The sequence below is a fragment of the Vibrio sp. R10-SG3-ISO10 genome, assembly GCF_059834185.1.
Genome location: NZ_JCBDHG010000025.1, coordinates 205,562 through 226,864, shown reverse-complemented (window position 1 = coordinate 226,864; position 21,303 = coordinate 205,562). Strand labels below are relative to the sequence as shown.

Genomic DNA, 21,303 nt, shown 5'->3' with positions numbered 1-21,303 from the left:
ATCGGAAACTGTCTTGCTACATTGGCGATATCAACAACAGCAAGACAGATAAACAATGATTACTTGGCAGCTTAAACCTTTTTCCGACCTCACCACAGAGCAACTGTATTCACTGCTTAAACTTCGAGTCGACGTCTTCGTCGTCGAGCAAACTTGTCCTTACCCAGAGCTGGATGATAAAGACCACCAATTGGGCGTTTTCCACCTACTCGGTTATCAAGATGATGAGCTAATAGCTTGCGCACGTTTGTTACCTAAAGGAATCAGTTATCCATCAGTGAGTATTGGTCGTGTTGCCACTAAGGAAAGTCATAGAGGTGGTGGTTTAGGTCATAAACTACTGCAACAAGCCTTGGCAGATTGTGAATCATTATGGCCCAGTGAGTCGATTGAAATTGGCGCACAAGAACACTTAGCCTCGTTTTATCAACAACACGGTTTTGTTCAAACATCCGCTATGTACTTAGAAGATGACATCCCACATATTGATATGAAATTGGAAAAGTAGCCTTGGCTCTCTCTGCAACCTACGTCGCTATCCTACTGCTAGTGATTGGCAACTTCGCAGCTTCTCTTTCCGATGTCGCTGTGAAGCTGCTTGATGGTGAGGTATCAACCTTTCAGTACATCTTCATTCGCCAATTGCTTTCCGCTGTGGTTATTTTCCCTTTATGGTGGAAACAATCCCAGCCACAAAGAAAGATGTACAGCCCCAAGTTAAATTTGCTCAGAGCGCATCTGATCTTAATTGGTAGTGGATGCATGGTTGTCGCTATCACCCACTTAACCTTGGCGACGGCCAATGCAGTCTTCTATGCCGCCCCCCTACTCATGTTGCCGCTAGCGATTGTGTTACTTGGAGAGAAACCAACACTTCAACGTAGTGCAGCAACCATTTTTGGCTTTGCTGGAGTAATGGTGGTGCTAAGACCATCAGAGTTTCACTGGGCAGCGCTATTTGCGCTCGGAACAACCTTCACCCTTGCCCTGTTTAACATAAGCGCACGAAAGTTACCCAGCCAACAAACCGTCGTCAGCACCCTATTTTGGACATCAGTCCTGTCACTGCCGGTATCCAGTATACTAGCGCTACTTTACTGGCAGCCGATATCGAATAACCACTTACTGCTAATCTTAGCCAGTGCCGCCTTGATTCTGATCTACAATGGTCTTGCGGTGATGGCCTACCAACGCTCACCAGCCAGCTCGATCGCAGTGGCAGAAAATTCTGGGTTAGTGTTTGTCGCGCTGTTTGGTGTGATGTGGTTTGATGAAGTGCCAGATTGGCTAACAGCATTAGGGATAGTGATGATTATCCTCCCCCTAATGCCATGGAAAGCGGTGTTGAAACTATTTAGAGTCAATTACTTACTGCGACCAAATCCGCCATCGGACAGTCGGAAGAACATCACTGACTGATTGCTTTTTTCAAGCTGTAAGATATCAAGCTGGCCGTTTTCGGCTAGTTTAAATCGCACTAGCTGACCTTTTTTAATTCTGCTCAAAGGCTTATCCGAACCCTCAACCTTTACCAAGGCGTTAAGGTCAGCCATAGCCAAACCGTTACTACGAAAGACTTGAGCTAAAGTATCACCACTTTTAACCTCATACTCATTCCAAGCTTTGGAGACCAGAGAATCCTGCTCTGCGCTTTTTTGCTCACTCAGGCTACGGGTATTGATATCCACTTCGACACGTTGAGTGTTAGGAGAAACTGCCGGCTCTGTTTCGGTTTGAGCTTCAGGGATTGGGATCACAAGTAACACCAATAACAAAGGAGTAATCACCATAAGTGCACGTTGATGCAGCCTAGGTAACAAGTTCCATTTATCTAGAATACTCTGTTTAATCTGCTGCCAATCAATCTGGTTGAGCTTGGCTTTCGCCAGTTCAACATAATCCACCTGCTGCTGTTTCTTTTTCTTTCTGCGATTCATCGCACTTTGTCTCCAAACGGCCTTCGCTACAAGTATAAAAACCAAGCGCTCATGAGTATAGGATTTTTAAGCTTTGAAGGTAATAGCCCAGTTAAATTTCGACAAAATGTCACTAAAAGTCGATCTTAATCGCACAACGTGGCGAAAGACTATCTAGGCTCGACCGTTTCATAACAAAGCTATAACTGGTATCCTTTACCCTTTATACACCATATAAAGAGAGACAACATGTCTGAAGTTAAATTTGAGACTGTAGAGCAAAAAGCTAGCTACGGTATCGGTCTACAAATGGGTCAGCAACTTGCTGGTTCTGGTCTTGAAGGTCTAAACGTTGACGCTATCGCTGCTGGTATCGCAACTGCACTAGTTGGTGAGCAACCAGCTATCGAAATCGACGAGATCAACAACGCACTACAAGAGCTACACACTCGCGTTGAAGCAGCACGTCAAGAAGCAGCTAAAGTAGCAGCTGCTGACGGTGAAGCGTTCCTAAAAGACAACGCTCTACGTCCAGAAGTAACTGTTCTTGAGTCTGGCCTACAGTACGAAATCATCACTGAAGGTACTGGCGAAATCCCAACTTCTGACAAGCAAGTTCGTGTTCACTACCACGGTGAGCTAACTGACGGCACTGTTTTCGACAGCTCTGTATCTCGCGGTCAACCTGCTGAGTTCCCAGTAACTGGCGTAATCAAAGGTTGGGTTGAAGCACTTCAACTAATGCCTGTTGGTTCTAAGTGGAAACTATACATCCCACAAGACCTAGCATACGGCGAGCGTGGCGCAGGTGCTGCTATCCCTCCATTTGCTGCTCTAGTATTTGAAGTAGAACTTCTAGACATCCTTTAATTTCTTAAGAAATTTAAGCATGTACAACGGCGACCATTGTGTCGCCGTTTTTTATGTATGATACTAATCAAACAACGCGTATAGGTACTATTGAAACAAGGAGAGACAATGTACAAGAATTTAGCGCTAGCAACTTTAGCAAGTCTTGCTTTAGTAGGATGCCAAAGTACTTCGAGTGATGGCCAGGCAAGTGCGACAGAAAGCAATTATGGCACAATCGCCAATGCAGCTTTAATGGGAGCGGTTCAGGCTTGGTCTTCGCAAGGTGCAGCAGATACAGATTTAGTTTCAGCCCTGCAAAACAATGCCAATGTTTCTTCTGAACAAGCGATAGGCGGACTCGGTTCGATGTTAGCCTTAGCGCAAAACTCGTTAAGTAGCAGCGAAACCAGTGAGATGGCGAGCCTTATTCCAGGGTTTGACTCGCTGCAATCAAGCGGTTTAAGCACCATGATTGCGAACAACGAATCCGTTAAGAGCGCTTTTTCTGCATTAGGAATGGACCCGTCTCTAATCTCAACCTTCACTCCTATCATCCTAAGTGCATTACAAAGCCAAGGTGCAAGCAGCGGTCTGTTGGGTAGCTTAGGTACAATCTGGCAGTAAAGCGAGAAGCGAGAAGCGAGAAGCGAGAAGCGAGAAGCGAGAAGCGAGAAGCGAGAAGCGAGAAAATCTTGCAAGGTTGGCGTTAAGGCGTCTACCTATTTTCTGTGTTTTAAACAGAAATATCTAACAAAAAACTCCGCACCGGATGCCTGCTCGGTAGCTATACACCTCTCGAAGGACGAAGTCCGTTCTCGAAGCGAAGCGTTCTAAATTCTCGCAGGGCGCAGCCCGTTCTTTCCCTACCTCCAGACGCAAAAAAGCCGAGCTAATGCTCGGCTTTTTCGTTCTTACGAACCTGATTACTCAGCAGCTTCTTCAGCAGCTGGGCGATCTACAAGCTCAATGTAAGCCATTGGAGCTTTATCACCAGTACGGAAACCAGCTTTTAGGATACGAGTGTAACCGCCCTGACGAGCAGCAAAACGTGGACCTAGTTCGTTAAATAGTTTTGCAACTACTTCGTTGTCACGAGTACGTGCAAATGCTAGACGACGGTTAGCAACGCTGTCAGTCTTAGCTAGTGTAATCAAAGGCTCAACTACGCGACGTAGCTCTTTTGCTTTTGGCAGTGTAGTCTTGATAACTTCATGACGTACTAGAGAGCTAGCCATGTTGCTAAACATCGCTTTACGATGTGAGCTGTTGCGGTTGAGTTGACGACCACTCTTACGATGGCGCATGACCTAATCCTTCTAACTTTATCGATTAATCTTCAGCGATAGACGCTGGTGGCCAGTTTTCTAGGCGCATGCCAAGAGAAAGACCACGTGATGCAAGTACGTCTTTGATCTCTGTAAGAGATTTTTTACCCAGGTTAGGCGTTTTAAGTAGCTCAACCTCAGTACGCTGTACAAGATCACCGATGTAGTGAATCGCTTCTGCTTTCAGACAGTTAGCAGAGCGAACTGTTAGTTCAAGATCGTCTACAGGACGCAGTAGGATCGGATCGAATTCTGGCTTCTCTTCCTTCTCCTCAGGTACACGTACATCACGAAGATCTACGAACGCATCCAATTGCTCAGCTAGGATAGTAGCTGCACGACGGATTGCTTCCTCAGGGTCTAGAGTACCGTTCGTTTCCATATCGATAACAAGCTTGTCTAAGTCTGTACGCTGCTCTACACGAGCTGCTTCAACAGAATAAGCAATCTTGTCTACTGGGCTGTACGTAGCGTCAACCAGTAGGCGACCAATTGGACGCTCATCTTCTTCAGTATGGATACGAGCCGAAGCTGGAACATAACCACGACCACGTTCAACTTTGATACGCATTGCGATCTCAGCGTTGTCATCTGTTAGGTGACAAATAACGTGTTCAGGGTTAGCGATCTCTACATCACCATCATGGGTGATGTCACCTGCAACCACAGGGCCCGAGCCTGATTTGTTCAAAGTAATGAACACTTCATCTTTGCCTTCGGCAACACGTACAGCTAGACCTTTAAGGTTAAGTAGGATTTCAAGAATATCTTCTTGAACGCCTTCTTTAGTGCTGTACTCATGAAGTACGCCTTCGATTTCTACTTCTGTTACAGCACAACCTGGCATAGAAGATAGAAGAATACGGCGAAGTGCATTACCAAGAGTATGGCCAAAACCACGCTCTAATGGCTCAAGAGTTACTTTTGCGTGAGTCGTGCTAACCTGTTCGATGTCAACAAGACGTGGCTTAAGAAATTCTGTTACAGAACCCTGCATTGTGTCCTCTCTTTAGTTTAAACCTTACTTAGAGTAAAGCTCGACGATCAATTGTTCGTTGATGTCAGCAGATAGATCTGAACGCTCAGGCAAACGCTTGAACGTACCTTCCATCTTACCACCATCTACTTCAATCCAAGTTGGTTTTTCACGTTGTTCAGCAACTTCTAGAGCAGCCTTGATACGAGATTGCTGTTTAGCTTTCTCGCGGATAGAAACAACGTCGTTAGCCGCAACTTTGAAAGAAGGAATGTTTACAACTTTACCGTTAACTAGGATAGCTTTGTGGCTAACTAGCTGACGTGCTTCTGCGCGAGTTGCGCCAAAGCCCATGCGGTAAACTACGTTATCAAGACGACCTTCAAGAAGCTGAAGTAGGTTTTCACCAGTGTTGCCTTTAAGGCGAGCAGCTTCTTTGTAGTAGTTACGGAATTGTTTTTCTAGAACGCCGTACATACGACGAACTTTTTGCTTCTCACGAAGCTGAACGCCATACTCAGATAGACGACCGCGACGAGCGCCGTGTACACCTGGTGCGTTATCAATTTTACACTTGGTATCGATCGCGCGTACACCAGACTTAAGGAATAAGTCAGTACCTTCGCGACGGCTAAGCTTCAGCTTAGGACCCAAATATCTTGCCATGATCTTTCTCCAGTAATCTAAAAAACGTTATACGCGACGTTTCTTAGGTGGACGACAACCGTTATGAGGGATTGGTGTAGCATCAACGATGTTTGTGATGCGGAAACCAGCAGCGTTCAGTGCGCGAACAGTAGATTCACGACCTGGACCTGGACCCTTAACCATAACTTCCAAGTTCTTTAGACCGTATTCTTTAGCCATTTCAGCACAACGCTCAGCAGCAACCTGTGCAGCGAACGGAGTAGACTTACGAGAACCACGGAAACCTGAACCACCTGCAGTAGCCCATGCAAGAGCATTACCTTGACGGTCAGTGATGGTTACGATTGTGTTGTTGAAAGAAGCATGGATGTGCGCAACACCGTCTGCAACTTGTTTGCGAACGCGTTTACGCGCGCGAGTTGGTTGTTTAGCCATTGTACTCTACCTTCCCGATTATTTCTTGATCGGCTTACGCGGACCCTTACGGGTGCGAGCATTGGTTTTAGTACGCTGTCCACGTAGTGGTAGACTGCGACGATGACGAAGACCACGGTAACAGCCAAGGTCCATAAGACGCTTGATGTTCATTGATACTTCACGACGTAGATCACCCTCTACAGTGTATTTAGCTACACCATCACGCAGTTGATCGATCTGCTCTTCAGATAGTTCACTGATCTTAACATCTTCAGCAATACCCACTTCAGCTAGGATAGCTTGAGAGCGAGTCTTACCGATGCCGTAGATTGACGTTAGTGCAATCACAGCATGTTTTTGATCAGGAATGTTAATGCCTGCTATACGGGCCATTATTCACTCCTAGTGTTTCATAAAAGAATTAGCCGCAGCAAAGCCCGTTATGGATACGCTGCGGAATACTACTTCTTTTGCACGCAAAAGGTAGGCCGAGGAATATACTCGACACTACCTTATATTACAAGTAAAAATTTCTGCTAATTAGCCTTGGCGCTGCTTGTGCTTTGGCTCACTGCAAATCACGCGAACGACACCGTTACGCTTGATAACTTTACAGTTACGGCAGATTTTTTTAACGGAAGCACGAACTTTCATTGCTAAACTCCGTAAATGAAATCTGAGTCTACCGCCGAATTAACGGCCATAGCCTTTCAGATTCGCTTTCTTCAACACAGAATCATACTGTTGAGACATCAGATGAGTCTGTACCTGTGCCATAAAGTCCATGATAACAACCACTACGATTAGTAGAGATGTACCGCCGAAGTAGAAACGTACGTTCCACGCGACCATCATGAACTCCGGAATCAGACAGATAAAGGTAATGTATAACGCACCTGCTAAGGTTAAACGCGTCATTACTTTATCAATATACTTAGCTGTCTGCTCACCTGGGCGGATGCCGGGTACGAATGCACCGGACTTCTTCAAGTTATCTGCTGTTTCACGCGGGTTGAAAACCAACGCCGTGTAGAAGAAACAGAAGAAAATAATCGCTGCTGCATATAGCATTACATACAGAGGCTGACCTGGGCTAAGAGCCAAAGACACGTCAGTTAACCAACCGAACGCGCTGCTCTCACCGTTCTGACCAAACCACTGAGCCAATGTTCCTGGGAACAGGATAATGCTCGATGCGAAGATTGCTGGAATAACACCTGCCATATTAATTTTAAGTGGCAAGTGAGTGCTTTGCGCAGCAAATACTTTACGACCTTGTTGACGCTTCGCGTAGTTAACAACGATTCGACGCTGACCACGCTCCATGAAAACAACGAAGTAAATAACTGCAAAAGCAAGTACACCAATCAACAGCAGAAGAAGTACATGCAATTCACCTTGACGCGCTTGCTCGATTGTTTGACCGATTGCAGAAGGCAATCCAGCAACAATACCTGCAAAGATTAGTAACGAAATACCGTTACCAATTCCACGCTCTGTAATTTGTTCACCTAACCACATTAGGAACATGGTGCCGGTTACTAAACTTACGGTAGCAATTAGCGTAAACATGGTTTGGTTGATAACAACCAGATTATCGACCATGTTTGGTAAGCCTGTTGCAATACCAATAGCCTGGAATGTTGCAAGTACAAGCGTGCCGTAGCGTGTATATTGGCTGATCTTACGACGGCCTGCTTCACCCTCTTTTTTGAGTTCAGCTAACGCTGGATGAACTACAGTTAGCAGTTGGACAACAATAGATGCCGAAATATACGGCATGATGCCCAACGCTAATATAGATGCACGCTCAAGAGCACCACCGGAGAACATGTTAAACATTTCTACGATGGTACCTTTTTGCTGTTCGAACAATTCGGCAAGTACAGCAGCGTCAATACCAGGAATCGGCACAAAAGAGCCGGCTCGGAATACTAAAAGTGCACCCACTACGAATAACAAGCGCGACTTTAGTTCACTTAAGCCGCTCTGAGCACTACGAAAATCTTGTCCTGGTTTCTTAGCCATCTGTACCTCGTTCCTCGAGATTATTCCTCGATTTTACCGCCTGCAGCTTCGATTGCAGCTTTAGCGCCTTTAGTCACACGTAGACCTTTTACAGTCACTGCTTTGTTAAGCTCACCAGATAGAACAACTTTTACAAATTCGATGTTCTTAGTGATAACGTTAGCAGCTTTAAGGCTGTTTAGATCTACTACGTCACCAGTTACTTTCGCTAGCTCAGCTAGACGAACTTCAGCAGACACTAGGCTCTTACGAGAAGTGAAACCGAATTTTGGTAGACGTTGTTTTAGAGGCATCTGACCGCCTTCAAAACCTGGACGAACTGAACCGCCAGAACGTGACTTTTGACCTTTGTGGCCACGGCCACCAGTCTTACCTAGGCCAGAACCGATACCACGACCAACGCGCTTTGCAGCAGTCTTAGCACCAGCAGCTGGTGATAGAGTATTCAAACGCATTCTGATTACTCCTCAACTTTAACCATGTAGTAAACCTTGTTGATCATACCGCGTACGCACGGAGTATCTTCAAGTTCTACTGTGTGGTTGATTTTACGAAGGCCTAGACCTTTAAGACACGCTTTGTGCTTAGGTAGACGACCAATTGAGCTTTTAGTTTGAGTTACTTTAATAGTTGCCATGGTGTTCTTACTCCGAAATAGATTCAACAGTTAGACCACGTTTAGCAGCAACCATTTCTGGCGACTTCATGCTACCTAGTGCATCGATCGTTGCACGAACGATGTTGATAGGGTTCGTAGAACCGTATGCTTTAGATAGTACGTTGTGTACACCAGCAACTTCTAGTACTGCACGCATCGCACCACCTGCGATAACACCAGTACCTTCAGCAGCAGGCTGCATGTAAACTTTAGAGCCCGAATGACGACCTTTCACCGGGTGGTGAAGAGTGCCTTCGTTTAGAGCGATCGTAGTCATGTTACGACGCGCTTTTTCCATTGCTTTTTGGATCGCTGCAGGTACTTCACGGGCTTTGCCGTAACCGAAACCTACACGACCGTTACCGTCACCAACTACTGTTAGTGCAGTAAAGCTCATGATTCGACCACCTTTAACCGTCTTAGATACACGGTTAACTGCGATTAGCTTTTCTTGCAAATCATTCGCTTGAACTTGTTGTTCTTTAGCCATCTTCCAACCCTACCTTAGAATTTCAGACCAGCTTCGCGAGCAGATTCTGCTAGCGCCGCCACTCGACCGTGGTATTGGAAACCAGAACGATCAAATGCAACTGACTCAACGCCTTTTTCAAGAGCGCGCTCAGCAACAGCTTTACCTACTGCTTTAGCTGCATCGATGTTACCAGTGTTCTTAACTTGCTCACGGATCGCTTTTTCTACAGTAGAAGCTGCTGCGATAACCTCAGAGCCGTTTGATGCGATAACCTGAGCGTACACGTGACGAGGAGTACGGTGTACTACTAGGCGAGTTGCACCCAGTTCTGCAATCTTACGACGTGCGCGTGTAGCACGACGGATGCGAGATGCTTTCTTATCCATAGTGTTACCTTACTTCTTCTTAGCTTCTTTAGTACGCACATTTTCATCTGCGTAACGAACACCTTTACCTTTATAAGGCTCAGGCTCTCGGTAAGAACGAATGTCAGCCGCAACCTGACCAACAAGTTGTTTGTCACAACCAGTGATCACGATTTCAGTTTGGCTTGGACACTCAGCTTTAATACCCGCTGGCAATTCATGCTCAACTGGGTGAGAGAAGCCAAGAGTTAGGCCTACAGCGTTGCCTTTGATAGCAGCACGGTAACCAACACCCTTAAGGGTTAGCTTCTTAGTAAAGCCTTCAGTAACGCCAACAACCATGTTGTTAACTAGAGCGCGAGCAGTACCTGCTTGTGCCCATGCGTTAGCAACACCTTCGCGTGGACCGAAAGTAAGATTGTTTTCTTCCTGAGCAACAACTACCGCAGCGTTAAGAACGCGAGATAGTTCGCCTTTAGCACCTTTTACAGTGATTTCTTGGCCGTTTAGTTTCACCTCTACGCCAGCTGGAATAGCGACAGGTGCTTTAGCAACACGAGACATAGTCTACTCCTATTAAGCTACGTAGCAGATGATTTCACCACCAAGACCTGCTTTACGTGCAGCGCGGTCTGACATAAGACCCTTGGAAGTTGAAACGATAGCAACACCAAGACCACCCATTACAGAAGGAAGTTGATCTTTCTTCTTGTAAACACGTAGACCTGGACGAGAAACACGTTTAAGTTGCTCGATTACTGGTTTAGCTTGGAAGTACTTAAGAGTTACTTCTAGCTCAGGTTTTGCTTCGCCTTCTACAGCGAAATCAGTGATGTAACCTTCAGCTTTTAGTAGTGCAGCAATTGCAACTTTAAGCTTTGAAGAAGGCATTTTAACAGCAACTTTGTTTGCTGCCTGACCGTTACGAACGCGGGTCAGCATATCCGAAATCGGATCTTGCATGCTCATATGATTTACTCCAAATGATTAAGTGGCAATTACCAGCTAGCCTTACGAAGTCCAGGAATCTCGCCTTTCATGCAAGCTTCACGAACTTTGATACGGCTTAGACCGAACTTACGTAGGTAACCGTGTGGACGACCAGTTTGGTTACAACGGTTGCGCTGACGTGATGCACTTGAATCACGTGGAAGAGATTGCAATTTAAGAACTGCGTTCCAACGATCTTCTTCAGATGCGTTTACATCGCTGATGATAGCTTTAAGCGCAGAACGCTTTTCAGCGAACTTAGCTACTAGCTTCGCACGTTTTGCTTCACGTGCTTTCATTGAATTTTTAGCCATAACAGTAACCCTTCACCTTACTTACGGAATGGGAAGTTAAAGGCAGCCAGCAGAGCACGGCCTTCCTCATCAGTACCAGCAGACGTCGTAATAGTGATGTCTAGACCGCGTACTCGATCAACTTTATCAAAGTCGATTTCCGGGAAGATGATTTGCTCGCGAACGCCCATGCTGTAGTTACCGCGTCCGTCAAAAGACTTAGCGCTAACGCCACGGAAGTCACGTACACGTGGAAGAGCGATGTTAATTAAACGCTCAAGAAAATCCCACATACGTTCGCCACGCAAGGTTACTTTACAACCGATAGGGTAGCCTTCGCGGATTTTGAAACCTGCAACAGATTTACGCGCTTTAGTGATAAGTGGCTTTTGACCAGAGATCGTTGCCATATCAGCAGCTGCGTTTTCTAGCAGTTTCTTATCGTTGATTGCTTCACCAACACCCATGTTTAGGGTGATTTTCTCGATTCTAGGGACTTGCATGACGCTTGTGTAGCTAAACTGTTTGGTCAGTTCAGCGACTACAGACGACTTGTAGTAATCATGCAGTTTCGCCATAGTAGAACTCCAAATTACTTCTATTAGTTAGAAACGATTTCGTTGTTAGATTTAAAGAAACGAACTTTCTTACCATCTTCAAAACGGAAACCGATACGGTCAGCTTTACCAGTAGCTGCGTTAAAGATTGCAACGTTAGAAGCATCAATAGCTGCTTCTTGTTCAACGATGCCACCTTGTTGACCTAGAGCCGGAACCGGCTTTTGGTGCTTCTTAACAAGGTTGATACCTTCAACGATAACTTTACCAGTTGCTAGAACCTTAGTTACTTTACCTTTCTTGCCTTTGTCTTTACCAGCAAGAACGATTACTTCGTCATTACGACGGATTTTAGCTGCCATTTCTACGTGCTCCTTACAGAACTTCTGGAGCCAGTGAAACGATCTTCATGAACTTATCGCCACGAAGTTCACGCGTCACAGGGCCAAAGATACGTGTACCGATTGGTTGCTCAGTATTGTCGTTCAACAACACACAAGCATTACGGTCGAAGCGAATGACAGAACCGTCTGGACGACGAACGCCTTTGCGAGTGCGCACAACAACCGCCTTCAGAACGTCACCTTTTTTAACTTTACCGCGAGGAATTGCTTCCTTCACAGTAACTTTGATAACGTCACCGATATGTGCATAACGGCGGTGTGAGCCACCCAGGACCTTAATACACATTACCTTGCGCGCGCCAGAGTTATCAGCTGCGTCAAGTGTACTTTGCATTTGGATCATTGTTAGTGCTCCGCTAAATATTAATAACTAGACCCATCACGGGTCGGGCTGCCTCTTTAAAAGGGACGCGAATTGTACCACCCTTTTTTGTGATTGGGTAGTCAAAAAATAAACGGCCCCAAAATAATTTTGGAGCCGTTTAATATCATAGAACTAGCTAAGGGATTAGCCTTTCGCTTTTTCTACAACTTTTACCAAAGTCCAAGACTTAGTCTTAGACAGTGGACGACACTCACGAATTTCAACAGTATCGCCTAGGCCACACTCGTTGTTCTCGTCATGTGCGTGAACTTTAGTCGTGCGCTTTACGAACTTGCCGTAAATTGGGTGTTTAACCATGCGCTCGATAGCAACAGTGATAGACTTATCGCCCTTGTTGCTAACTACACGACCAAATGAAGTACGAATTTTGTCGCTCATTATGCGCCTGCCTTCTCAGTCAATACGGTTTTCACACGTGCGATATCACGACGTACAGCTTTCAGAGTATGAGTTTGCTGTAGTTGACCAGTAGCAGCTTGCATGCGCAAGTTGAACTGTTCACGTAGCAAATTCAAAAGCTCAGCGTTAAGCTCTTCAACGCTTTTTTCGCGTAGATCTTGTGCTTTCATCACATCACCTGCTTAGTTACAAACGTAGTTTTGAATGGCAGTTTACGAGCCGCTAGGCGGAACGCTTCACGAGCCAATTCTTCAGGTACACCACCCATTTCGTACATAACCTTACCAGGTTGGATTTGGGCTACCCAGTACTCAACGTTACCTTTACCCTTACCTTGACGAACTTCAAGTGGTTTTTCTGTGATAGGTTTGTCTGGGAACACACGGATCCAGATTTTACCTTGACGCTTAACGTGACGTGTCATTGCACGACGTGCCGCTTCGATTTGACGAGCAGTTAGACGACCACGGCCAGTAGCTTTAAGACCGAATTCGCCGAAGCTTACATCAGTACCTTTAGCTAGACCACGGTTACGACCAGTCTGAACCTTACGGAACTTAGTACGTTTAGGTTGTAGCATCTGTCGACTCCTTACTTACGGCCTTTACGCTGCTTCTTAGGCTTGTCGCCTTTAGGCTCTACAGCGTTAGCTGCTGGCATACCGCCTAGAATCTCACCTTTGAAGATCCAAACTTTAATGCCGATCACACCGTATTGAGTGTGAGCCGAAGAAGTTGCGTAATCAATGTCAGCACGTAGAGTGTGTAGAGGCACACGGCCTTCACGATACCACTCAGAACGTGCAATTTCAGCGCCGCCTAGACGACCGCTTACTTCTACTTTGATACCTTTAGCGCCTAGACGCATTGCGTTTTGTACCGCGCGCTTCATAGCACGACGGAACATAACACGACGCTCTAGCTGAGACGCGATGCTATCACCTACAAGCTGTGCATCAAGTTCAGGCTTACGTACTTCAGCGATGTTGATTTGCGCTGGTACACCTGCAATTTTAGCTACAGCTGTGCGTAGTTTTTCTACGTCTTCACCTTTCTTACCGATTACAACGCCAGGACGAGCAGTGTGAATAGTCACACGGATGCTCTTAGCTGGACGCTCGATAACGATGCGTGAAAGAGATGCTTTTTTCAGTTCACTTGTAAGGAACTGACGTACCTTGAAGTCGCCGTCTAGGTTGTCAGCGAAATCTTTGGTGTTAGCAAACCATGTAGCATTCCAAGGCTTAACGATGCCTAGACGAATACCATTAGGATGTACTTTTTGACCCATTGCTTACTCTCCTAGTCTCTTAGCGATCTGCTACAACAACAGTGATGTGGCTTGAACGCTTCAAGATACGATCCGCACGACCTTTAGCACGAGGCATAATACGCTTCATGATAGGGCCTTCATCTACGAAGATTTTTGCGACATTTAGATCGTCAATATCTGCGCCTTCATTGTGCTCCGCGTTAGCGATAGCTGACTCAAGAACTTTCTTGATTAGATCAGCAGCTTTTTTGTTGCTGAACGTTAGAATTTCTAGAGCCTGGTCTACAGATTTTCCACGAATTTGATCCGCAACTAAGCGAGCTTTCTGAGGCGAAATGCGAGCAAAGTTATGTTTAGCTAATGCTTCCATCATCTACTCCTTAACGCTTCTTAGCTTTCTTATCCACGACATGGCCGCGGTAAGTACGTGTTGGTGCGAATTCGCCCAGTTTGTGACCGATCATTTCTTCGGTTACGAATACTGGTACGTGCTGACGACCATTATGGACAGCGATGGTCAAACCGATCATCGTAGGGATGATCATTGAACGACGGGACCAAGTCTTAATAGGCTTTTTGTCTCCGCTTTCCACCGCTTTCTCTACCTTCTTCAGCAAGTGTAGGTCAATAAATGGACCTTTCTTGAGAGAACGTGGCATGGCGATTCCTCTTTATATAGATTACTTGTTACGACGACGTACGATGTACTTGTCAGTGCGTTTGTTCTTACGAGTCTTGAAGCCTTTAGTTGGCTGACCCCATGGTGAAACTGGGTGACGGCCACCAGAAGTACGACCTTCACCACCACCGTGTGGGTGGTCTACTGGGTTCATTACCACACCGCGAACGGTAGGACGAACACCGCGCCAGCGGTTAGCACCAGCTTTACCAAGTTCACGTAGCATGTGCTCAGAGTTACCAACTTCACCGATTGTTGCACGGCCTTCAGAAAGTACTTTGCGCATTTCGCCAGAACGTAGACGGATAGTTACGTATGCACCGTCGCGAGCAACGATTTGAGCATATGCACCAGCCGAACGAGCTAGCTGACCACCTTTACCAGGTTTAAGTTCAACGTTGTGTACAGTTGAACCTACTGGGATGTTACGCATTGGTAGAGTGTTACCAGCTTTGATTGGTGCATCAACACCAGACTGGATAGCATCACCTGCGTTAACACCTTTAGGTGCTAGGATGTAACGACGCTCACCGTCTGCGTACAGAACTAGAGCGATGTTAGCGCTACGGTTTGGATCATATTCAAGACGCTCAACTTTCGCTGGGATACCGTCTTTAGTACGTTTGAAGTCAATTACACGGTAGTGGTGCTTGTGACCACCGCCGATGTGACGTACTGTGATACGACCGTTGTTGTTACGACCACCGTTCTTAGAGTTTTTCTCTAGAAGAGGTGCGTATGGCTTGCCCTTGTGTAGGTCAGCGTTAACAACTTTAACAACGTGACGACGACCAGGGGAAGTCGGCTTACATTTAACAATAGCCATTCTTAACTACTCCTGTTATTCCGCGCCGCCAACGAAGTCAAGATCTTGACCTTCTTTCAAAGTAACGTACGCTTTCTTAACGTCGCTGCGGCGACCTTGGCGTAGACCTTGACGTTTGGTCTTACCCTTAGTGATAAGAGTATTTACAGACTTAACTTCAACTTCAAATAGCTTTTCTACAGCTGCTTTGATCTCTTTTTTAGTAGCATCGATAGATACTTTGAAAACGATAGTGTTCGCTTTCTCAGCAGCCATAGTTGCTTTTTCAGAGATGTGCGGTGCACGTAGAACTTTTAGGATACGCTCTTCAGTGATCATGCTAGCATCTCCTCTACTTGTTTAACTGCGTCAGCAGTAATTACAACTTTGTCGAACGCGATTAGAGAAACTGGGTCAATACCAGCAACGTCACGAGCGTCAACTTTGTATAGGTTACGAGCAGCTAAGAATAGGTTCTCATCTACTTCGCTAGTCACGATTAAAGCGTCAGTTAGCTCAAGCTCTTTAAGCTTAGCAACTAGTTCTTTAGTCTTTGGTGCTTCTACTGAGAAGTTATCAACAACGATTAGACGCTCTTGACGAACAAGCTCAGAAAGAATGCTCTTCATAGCACCACGGTACATTTTCTTGTTTACTTTTTGGCTGTGATCTTGTGGTTTCGCAGCAAAAGTAACACCACCTGTACGCCAGATTGGGCTACGGATTGTACCAGCACGTGCACGGCCAGTACCTTTTTGACGCCATGGCTTAGCGCCACCGCCAGAAACTTCTGAACGTGTTTTCTGAGCACGAGTACCTTGACGAGCACCTGCTGCGTACGCAACAACTACTTGGTGTACAAGAGCTTCGTTAAACTCACGTCCGAAAGTAGTTTCGGAAACAGTTAGTGCATCAGCACCTTTAACCATTAGTTCCATTACTTACTCCTGAGACGTTATGCTTTAACAGCTGGTTTAACGATCACGTTACCGCCAGTTGCGCCTGGGACTGCACCTTTAATAAGAAGCAGATTGCGCTCAGCGTCAACACGTACGATCTCTAGGTTTTGAGTCGTTACACGCTCAGCACCCATGTGACCTGCCATTTTCTTGCCTTTAAATACGCGACCTGGAGTTTGACATTGGCCAATAGAACCAGGAGCACGGTGAGACAATGAGTTACCGTGAGTCATATCTTGAGTACGGAAGTTCCAACGCTTAACAGCGCCTTGGAAACCTTTACCCTTAGATGTACCAGTAACGTCTACTTTCTTTGTTTCGTTGAATAGTTCAACTGTTAGCTCAGCGCCAACTGCAAACTCTTCACCGTTTTCCAAACGGAATTCCCAAAGACCACGACCAGCTTCAACACCTGCTTTAGCAAAGTGACCTGCTTCTGGCTTAGTTACGCGGTTAGCTTTCTTAGCACCAGTAGTAACCTGGATTGCAGCGTAGCCATCTGTCTCAAGAGTTTTAACTTGAGAAACACGGTTAGCTTCAACCTCAACAACAGTTACTGGGATAGAAACGCCTTCTTCAGTAAATACGCGGGTCATGCCCACTTTACGACCGATTAGACCAATCATTCTTCTAATCTCCCTTAACCTAGGCTAATTTGAACGTCAACGCCCGCAGCAAGGTCTAGACGCATTAGAGCATCAACAGTTTTGTCTGTTGGCTCAACGATGTCGATTAGACGCTTGTGAGTACGGATTTCGTACTGGTCACGTGCTTTCTTGTTAACGTGTGGAGAGATAAGAACTGTGAAACGCTCTTTACGAGTAGGTAGTGGGATTGGACCACGAACCTGTGCGCCAGTGCGCTTAGCTGTTTCAACGATTTCCGCTGTAGAAGCATCGATTAGTTTGTAATCGAAAGCTTTTAGGCGGATACGGATACGTTGGTTCTGCATGAGACAGAGCTCCAATATTAAAAATTACACAAACAATATCGCCACTCAAACTCGTAAAGACGAGAGAATGCCGATTGATTTATGTGAAACCGTAACTTCCAAGATTAGGAAGTATTGTCAGTTAATTTTCGATTAACTACCCCTACATACCAGAATCACGTCTGGGGATAGTTATTCCGAAGAATAAGTAGCTAATTGTATTAACCGCGAACATAAGCTGAGTCTACATTACCTGAAATATCAAAGAGATAAATCAGCTCCTCTTCGCTCATTGGTTCACAACTGGCTTAACCAGTGCGACGCATTATACAGATCACAGTTTTACTTGCAAGCGCTGTTTGAAAAATAAACGCAGAAGAGGGAGTGGGGACTTGGATTCGGGATGCGGGAACGGACTTCGTCCTACTGAGAGCTGGAGAGCTGGAGAGCTGGAGAGCTGGAGAGCTGGAGAGCTAAAGTTGACCACTCAGGTTCAAGAGGTCAACTCCAGTTCTCCATTAGCGTAGCGCTCCCGTTATCTAGGAGCGCAGCGTTCCTACACGTTAAGCTAAGCGCTGGCGCACCGCTTCAAATAGGCATACACCTGATGCAACAGAGACGTTTAGGCTTGAGACACTGCCTGCCATCGGGATCTTTATTAGGTCATCGCAAGTTTCGCGAGTCAGGCGGCGCATGCCGTCACCTTCTGCGCCCATAACGATAGCTAGCGAACCTGTTAGCTTCGCTTGGTATATGTCGTGTGTCGCTTCACCTGCTGTACCAACAAACCATACCCCCTGCTCTTGCAACACACGCATGGTGCGAGCTAGGTTAGTCACGCGAACCAAAGGTACGGTCTCTGCCGCGCCACAGGCCACTTTACTGACTGTCGCCGTAATGTTTGCTGATTTGTCTTTCGGTACAATAACCGCCGCAACACCCGCTGCATCAGCGTTACGTAGACAAGCACCTAGGTTATGCGGGTCTGTGACACCATCAAGAACTAACAGTAATGGTGACTCATGCTTAGCAAGAATGTCATCTAAGTCATTTTCATTAAGCTGTTTAGCGGGCTTAACACGCGCCATAATACCTTGATGGTTAGCCCCACGAGCTTTGTCATCTAACGTTTTACGAGTCATCTGCTGAATTGAAACACCACACACTTGTAGCTCATTCAGAATCGGCATTAGACGGTCATCTTGACGACCTTTTAATACGAACGCTTCAATGAAACGCTCTGGTTCACGCTCTAGTACTGCTTTTACAGCGTGGATACCATAGATAAATTCGTTACTCATTTAAAAACCTGTTGGGTTAAATTCTTACTGCGCAGCTTTCTTAGTACGCTTGGCTTTCTTAGGTTTTGCGCCCGGCTTTTTTTTACGCGCCTTAGTCACTTTCGGCTTCTTGCCTGTTCCTGACTCTGATGGCTCCGGACGTTTGGTTGGTTCAACGTCAGGGCTGGCTTTACGGCCTGCTTTGCCACCTTTGGTTGCGGCGCGTTTTTTCTCTTTGGCTTTTCTTTTCGCCTCTGCCGCGCGCTTCTTAGCCGTCTTCCCTTCGCCGCGTAGCTTACGACTTGTTTCGACTAATTCAAAGTCAATTTGACGATCATCGAGATTAACGGAAAGCACTTTGACTTTCACTGCATCACCTAATCGATAGATAGCACCAAAGCTTTCACCAATAAGTCTCTGACCAATAGGGTCAAATTGATAGTAGTCATTCGCCAGCGCTGAAATATGCACCAAACCATCAATATGCAGATCGCTAAGACGAACGAAGAAACCAAAACCAGTCACATTGGCGATAACGCCTTCGAGTTCCTCACCAACATGGTCTTGCATGTATTCACATTTGAGCCAATCAGAAACTTCGCGAGTCGCATCATCGGCGCGACGCTCAGTCATCGAACATTGCTCACCGTAGAAGTCCATGTCATCAAATGAATAGTGGCAACCACCGGTTGGTGTCCAGCGATCTTTCAATGTGCCATTTTCTTTGGCAATTAGATATTTAATCGCGCGGTGCAATAGCAAGTCTGGGTAGCGACGGATAGGCGAGGTAAAGTGCGCGTAGCGTTTTAGTGCCAAGCCAAAGTGGCCGCAGTTATCTGCGTTGTAGACCGCTTGCTTCATCGAACGCAACAGCATGGTTTGAATCAGCTCTTTGTCTTGACGCTCGCCAATTTGCTTAACTAAGTCAGCATAATCGGTTGGCGATGGCTCTAAACCACCATTTAAGTGCAGACCTAACTCACCCAAGAAGTCACGAAAACCTTGCAGACGGAGTTCACCCGGAGATTCGTGAATTCGGTAGAGTGCCGGTTCTTTTGCTTTTTCGACCAAAGAAGCAGAAGCGATATTGGCTAAGATCATACACTCTTCAATAATCTTGTGCGCATCGTTGCGAATCACAGGTTCAATACTGTCAATCTTACGCTCCGCATTGAAGATGAACTTGGTTTCCACCGTTTCAAATTCAATCGCACCACGATTGTCACGAGCATGCTTAAGCACCTTGTACATCTTATGCAGCTCTTCTAAGTGAGGAACGAGTGGTTCGTATCTTTGGCGCAGCTCCTCATCCCCTTCAAGGATATGATGTACCTTGTTATAGGTTAGGCGAGCATGAGAGTTCATCACCGCTTCGTAATGCTTATAGCCAGATAATTTACCCGTCTCGGAGATGGTCATCTCACACACCATACACAGACGATCGACTTGTGGGTTAAGGGAACATAAGCCGTTAGATAATACTTCCGGGAGCATTGGAACCACTTGCGATGGGAAGTAAACCGAGTTACCACGGTTAATCGCTTCTTTATCCAGTGCACTGTCTGGGCGAACATAATAGCTGACATCAGCAATAGCGACCCAAAGTCTCCAACCACCGCTTTTCTTTTTCTCACAGAAAACAGCATCGTCAAAGTCGCGAGCATCTTCACCATCGATAGTCACGAGTGGCAGTTCGCGCAGGTCTACCCTGCCGACCTTTGCCTCTTCCGGTACTTCTTCACCAAGTCCTTCGATTTGCTTATCGACTGCTTCAGGCCACTCGTGGGGAATTTGGTGAGTACGGATCGCAATTTGTGTCTCCATCCCTGGTGCCATGTTTTCACCTAAGACTTCAACCACTTTACCCATCATACCGCGAGAACGAGAGCCACGATCCGTAATTTCAATCACCACGACATTCCCCATACGCGCCCCTGCACGTAGGTCATTCGGGATCAAGATGTCTTGGCTAATGCGCGAGTCATCTGGCACCACATATGAGTAACCATATTCCATAAAGAAGCGACCAACGATTTGCGTGACGCGCTCTTCAAGTACACGAACTAAGCGCCCTTCCTTTCGGCCTCGCTTTGAGTTCTCCGTTGGTTGAACTAAAACATAGTCACCGTGGATGATGTTTTTCATTTGGTGATGAGGAAGTACGATGTCGTTATCTTTGCCGACGCTTCCTTCGGGACGTACCCATCCATGACCATCTTTATGACCAATCACATAGCCTTTCACCATTTCCAGCTTCTCTGGTAAGGCATAGCATTGACGCCGAGTGAAGACCAGTTGCCCGTCACGCTCCATAGCGCGCAGTCGACGACGTAAGCCTTCATAATGATCTTCTCCTTTCAGCTTTAAAGCTTCAAAGAGATCATTGCGGTTCATCGGAACACCAGCTTGGCTGAGGAACTCAAGAATAAACTCACGGCTTGGGATCGGGTTTTCATAATTTTCCGATTCACGAGCTGCAAAAGGGTCATTATGGATATTGTCTGACATAGGCGCGCCTAACTAGCAAAGGAGGGGAATTAAAACTAGTATATCTGACTAGCGAGGTAAGCTACAGGTAAGTCGCTTTAATTTCGCAGTTTTTCCAACTGTTTTTCATAACTTATCTCGACTCTTCACAACTCATAACATCGTACGATAAAGATCACACTTTATTGCAACTGACCAAGCAAAC

General features: G+C 46.1%; 35 protein-coding genes. 4 read left to right on the top strand and 31 right to left on the bottom strand.

What is annotated here, in order from left to right:
- Positions 1-55: 55 nt before the first annotated feature.
- Both AC6R16_RS22020 and AC6R16_RS22015 read left to right on the top strand, forming a co-directional pair.
- Complete coding sequence (locus AC6R16_RS22020; protein WP_500675726.1) at positions 56-508, top strand: GNAT family N-acetyltransferase; 453 nt, start codon at positions 56-58, stop codon at positions 506-508.
- Positions 509-510: 2 nt separating this feature from the next.
- Positions 511-1,419, top strand: coding sequence for a DMT family transporter (locus AC6R16_RS22015; RefSeq protein ID WP_500675725.1), 909 nt, complete (start codon positions 511-513; stop codon positions 1,417-1,419).
- On the opposite strand, the gene AC6R16_RS22010 is transcribed toward AC6R16_RS22015, so the two are convergent.
- Positions 1,365-1,937, bottom strand: a complete 573-nt coding sequence (locus AC6R16_RS22010; RefSeq protein ID WP_500640660.1) for a LysM-like peptidoglycan-binding domain-containing protein — start codon at positions 1,935-1,937, stop codon at positions 1,365-1,367. The genes AC6R16_RS22015 and AC6R16_RS22010 overlap by 55 nt on opposite strands.
- A 228-nt stretch (positions 1,938-2,165) precedes the next feature.
- On the opposite strand from AC6R16_RS22010, the gene bamJ reads away from it, so the two are divergent.
- Together bamJ and AC6R16_RS22000 are read left to right on the top strand one after the other, a co-directional pair.
- Positions 2,166-2,786 carry a BamJ family beta-barrel-assembly machinery protein gene (gene bamJ / locus AC6R16_RS22005; protein ID WP_004748314.1) on the top strand — a complete coding sequence of 207 codons (621 nt, stop codon included), beginning with the start codon at positions 2,166-2,168 and terminating at the stop codon, positions 2,784-2,786.
- Positions 2,787-2,894: 108 nt separating this feature from the next.
- Entirely contained in the window at positions 2,895-3,392 is a 498-nt protein-coding gene (locus AC6R16_RS22000; RefSeq protein ID WP_500675724.1) for a DUF2780 domain-containing protein, read from the top strand.
- 299 nt (positions 3,393-3,691) lie between these two features.
- On the opposite strand, the gene rplQ is transcribed toward AC6R16_RS22000, so the two are convergent.
- The 30 genes from rplQ to rnr all read right to left on the bottom strand — a co-directional run bounded on the left by rplQ (position 3,692) and on the right by rnr (position 21,119).
- Complete coding sequence (gene rplQ, locus AC6R16_RS21995; RefSeq protein WP_004410405.1) at positions 3,692-4,072, bottom strand: 50S ribosomal protein L17; 381 nt, start codon at positions 4,070-4,072, stop codon at positions 3,692-3,694.
- A 25-nt stretch (positions 4,073-4,097) separates the two neighbouring features.
- The gene (locus AC6R16_RS21990) at positions 4,098-5,090 is read right to left on the bottom strand and encodes a DNA-directed RNA polymerase subunit alpha (protein WP_004410407.1); all 993 of its coding nucleotides are present in this window, start codon (positions 5,088-5,090) and stop codon (positions 4,098-4,100) included.
- A gap of 24 nt (positions 5,091-5,114) precedes the next feature.
- Positions 5,115-5,735, bottom strand: a complete 621-nt coding sequence (rpsD, locus tag AC6R16_RS21985) for a 30S ribosomal protein S4 (protein ID WP_006878395.1) — start codon at positions 5,733-5,735, stop codon at positions 5,115-5,117.
- Between the two features lie 27 nt (positions 5,736-5,762).
- Positions 5,763-6,152, bottom strand: a complete 390-nt coding sequence (gene rpsK, locus AC6R16_RS21980) for a 30S ribosomal protein S11 (RefSeq protein ID WP_001118870.1) — start codon at positions 6,150-6,152, stop codon at positions 5,763-5,765.
- An 18-nt stretch (positions 6,153-6,170) separates the two neighbouring features.
- On the bottom strand, positions 6,171-6,527 hold the full coding sequence (rpsM, locus tag AC6R16_RS21975) for a 30S ribosomal protein S13 (protein WP_004410414.1): 357 nt from the start codon (positions 6,525-6,527) through the stop codon (positions 6,171-6,173).
- Positions 6,528-6,674: 147 nt separating this feature from the next.
- The gene (gene rpmJ / locus AC6R16_RS21970; protein WP_000868186.1) at positions 6,675-6,788 is read right to left on the bottom strand and encodes a 50S ribosomal protein L36; all 114 of its coding nucleotides are present in this window, start codon (positions 6,786-6,788) and stop codon (positions 6,675-6,677) included.
- Between the two features lie 39 nt (positions 6,789-6,827).
- Positions 6,828-8,162, bottom strand: a complete 1,335-nt coding sequence (secY, locus tag AC6R16_RS21965) for a preprotein translocase subunit SecY (RefSeq protein ID WP_171323656.1) — start codon at positions 8,160-8,162, stop codon at positions 6,828-6,830.
- 20 nt (positions 8,163-8,182) lie between these two features.
- On the bottom strand, positions 8,183-8,617 hold the full coding sequence (gene rplO, locus AC6R16_RS21960) for a 50S ribosomal protein L15 (protein ID WP_004745896.1): 435 nt from the start codon (positions 8,615-8,617) through the stop codon (positions 8,183-8,185).
- A gap of 5 nt (positions 8,618-8,622) precedes the next feature.
- Entirely contained in the window at positions 8,623-8,799 is a 177-nt protein-coding gene (gene rpmD / locus AC6R16_RS21955) for a 50S ribosomal protein L30 (RefSeq protein WP_004410429.1), read from the bottom strand.
- Positions 8,800-8,806: 7 nt separating this feature from the next.
- Positions 8,807-9,310: a 30S ribosomal protein S5 gene (gene rpsE, locus AC6R16_RS21950; RefSeq protein ID WP_004745894.1), complete on the bottom strand. Its 504-nt coding sequence runs from the start codon at positions 9,308-9,310 to the stop codon at positions 8,807-8,809.
- A gap of 14 nt (positions 9,311-9,324) precedes the next feature.
- Positions 9,325-9,678, bottom strand: coding sequence for a 50S ribosomal protein L18 (rplR, locus tag AC6R16_RS21945; protein WP_004745893.1), 354 nt, complete (start codon positions 9,676-9,678; stop codon positions 9,325-9,327).
- Positions 9,679-9,687: 9 nt separating this feature from the next.
- Positions 9,688-10,221, bottom strand: a complete 534-nt coding sequence (gene rplF / locus AC6R16_RS21940; protein WP_004745892.1) for a 50S ribosomal protein L6 — start codon at positions 10,219-10,221, stop codon at positions 9,688-9,690.
- 12 nt (positions 10,222-10,233) lie between these two features.
- Positions 10,234-10,626 carry a 30S ribosomal protein S8 gene (rpsH, locus tag AC6R16_RS21935; RefSeq protein ID WP_004745890.1) on the bottom strand — a complete coding sequence of 131 codons (393 nt, stop codon included), beginning with the start codon at positions 10,624-10,626 and terminating at the stop codon, positions 10,234-10,236.
- A 29-nt stretch (positions 10,627-10,655) separates the two neighbouring features.
- Positions 10,656-10,961 carry a 30S ribosomal protein S14 gene (rpsN, locus tag AC6R16_RS21930; protein ID WP_004745888.1) on the bottom strand — a complete coding sequence of 102 codons (306 nt, stop codon included), beginning with the start codon at positions 10,959-10,961 and terminating at the stop codon, positions 10,656-10,658.
- Positions 10,962-10,978: 17 nt separating this feature from the next.
- The gene (gene rplE / locus AC6R16_RS21925) at positions 10,979-11,518 is read right to left on the bottom strand and encodes a 50S ribosomal protein L5 (RefSeq protein WP_004745887.1); all 540 of its coding nucleotides are present in this window, start codon (positions 11,516-11,518) and stop codon (positions 10,979-10,981) included.
- A 23-nt stretch (positions 11,519-11,541) separates the two neighbouring features.
- A complete protein-coding gene (rplX, locus tag AC6R16_RS21920; RefSeq protein ID WP_004745885.1) occupies positions 11,542-11,859 on the bottom strand; it encodes a 50S ribosomal protein L24 in 318 nt (105 codons plus the stop codon).
- A gap of 13 nt (positions 11,860-11,872) precedes the next feature.
- On the bottom strand, positions 11,873-12,244 hold the full coding sequence (rplN, locus tag AC6R16_RS21915; protein ID WP_004745883.1) for a 50S ribosomal protein L14: 372 nt from the start codon (positions 12,242-12,244) through the stop codon (positions 11,873-11,875).
- 165 nt (positions 12,245-12,409) lie between these two features.
- A complete protein-coding gene (gene rpsQ / locus AC6R16_RS21910; protein WP_004745881.1) occupies positions 12,410-12,664 on the bottom strand; it encodes a 30S ribosomal protein S17 in 255 nt (84 codons plus the stop codon).
- Positions 12,664-12,855: a 50S ribosomal protein L29 gene (gene rpmC, locus AC6R16_RS21905; protein WP_004410456.1), complete on the bottom strand. Its 192-nt coding sequence runs from the start codon at positions 12,853-12,855 to the stop codon at positions 12,664-12,666. Before rpmC ends, rpsQ begins: the two co-directional genes overlap by 1 nt.
- Positions 12,855-13,265: a 50S ribosomal protein L16 gene (rplP, locus tag AC6R16_RS21900; protein WP_004410459.1), complete on the bottom strand. Its 411-nt coding sequence runs from the start codon at positions 13,263-13,265 to the stop codon at positions 12,855-12,857. Before rplP ends, rpmC begins: the two co-directional genes overlap by 1 nt.
- A gap of 11 nt (positions 13,266-13,276) precedes the next feature.
- Positions 13,277-13,975, bottom strand: a complete 699-nt coding sequence (gene rpsC, locus AC6R16_RS21895) for a 30S ribosomal protein S3 (protein ID WP_004745879.1) — start codon at positions 13,973-13,975, stop codon at positions 13,277-13,279.
- 19 nt (positions 13,976-13,994) lie between these two features.
- Entirely contained in the window at positions 13,995-14,327 is a 333-nt protein-coding gene (gene rplV / locus AC6R16_RS21890) for a 50S ribosomal protein L22 (protein ID WP_004745877.1), read from the bottom strand.
- Positions 14,328-14,337: 10 nt separating this feature from the next.
- A complete protein-coding gene (gene rpsS / locus AC6R16_RS21885) occupies positions 14,338-14,616 on the bottom strand; it encodes a 30S ribosomal protein S19 (RefSeq protein WP_004745876.1) in 279 nt (92 codons plus the stop codon).
- A 21-nt stretch (positions 14,617-14,637) separates the two neighbouring features.
- Entirely contained in the window at positions 14,638-15,462 is an 825-nt protein-coding gene (gene rplB / locus AC6R16_RS21880) for a 50S ribosomal protein L2 (RefSeq protein ID WP_004410474.1), read from the bottom strand.
- Between the two features lie 15 nt (positions 15,463-15,477).
- Positions 15,478-15,780, bottom strand: coding sequence for a 50S ribosomal protein L23 (gene rplW / locus AC6R16_RS21875; protein WP_053410099.1), 303 nt, complete (start codon positions 15,778-15,780; stop codon positions 15,478-15,480).
- Entirely contained in the window at positions 15,777-16,379 is a 603-nt protein-coding gene (gene rplD / locus AC6R16_RS21870; RefSeq protein WP_004745875.1) for a 50S ribosomal protein L4, read from the bottom strand. The genes rplW and rplD overlap by 4 nt, the downstream gene beginning before the upstream one ends.
- 17 nt (positions 16,380-16,396) lie before the next feature.
- Positions 16,397-17,026 (bottom strand): 50S ribosomal protein L3, encoded by a 630-nt coding sequence (rplC, locus tag AC6R16_RS21865; protein ID WP_004745874.1) that lies wholly within the window; start codon positions 17,024-17,026, stop codon positions 16,397-16,399.
- A 14-nt stretch (positions 17,027-17,040) separates the two neighbouring features.
- Positions 17,041-17,352: a 30S ribosomal protein S10 gene (gene rpsJ / locus AC6R16_RS21860; protein WP_004410492.1), complete on the bottom strand. Its 312-nt coding sequence runs from the start codon at positions 17,350-17,352 to the stop codon at positions 17,041-17,043.
- 542 nt (positions 17,353-17,894) lie between these two features.
- Positions 17,895-18,632 carry a 23S rRNA (guanosine(2251)-2'-O)-methyltransferase RlmB gene (gene rlmB / locus AC6R16_RS21855; RefSeq protein WP_500675723.1) on the bottom strand — a complete coding sequence of 246 codons (738 nt, stop codon included), beginning with the start codon at positions 18,630-18,632 and terminating at the stop codon, positions 17,895-17,897.
- 24 nt (positions 18,633-18,656) lie between these two features.
- The gene (gene rnr, locus AC6R16_RS21850; protein ID WP_425666271.1) at positions 18,657-21,119 is read right to left on the bottom strand and encodes a ribonuclease R; all 2,463 of its coding nucleotides are present in this window, start codon (positions 21,117-21,119) and stop codon (positions 18,657-18,659) included.
- Positions 21,120-21,303 lie beyond the last annotated feature (184 nt).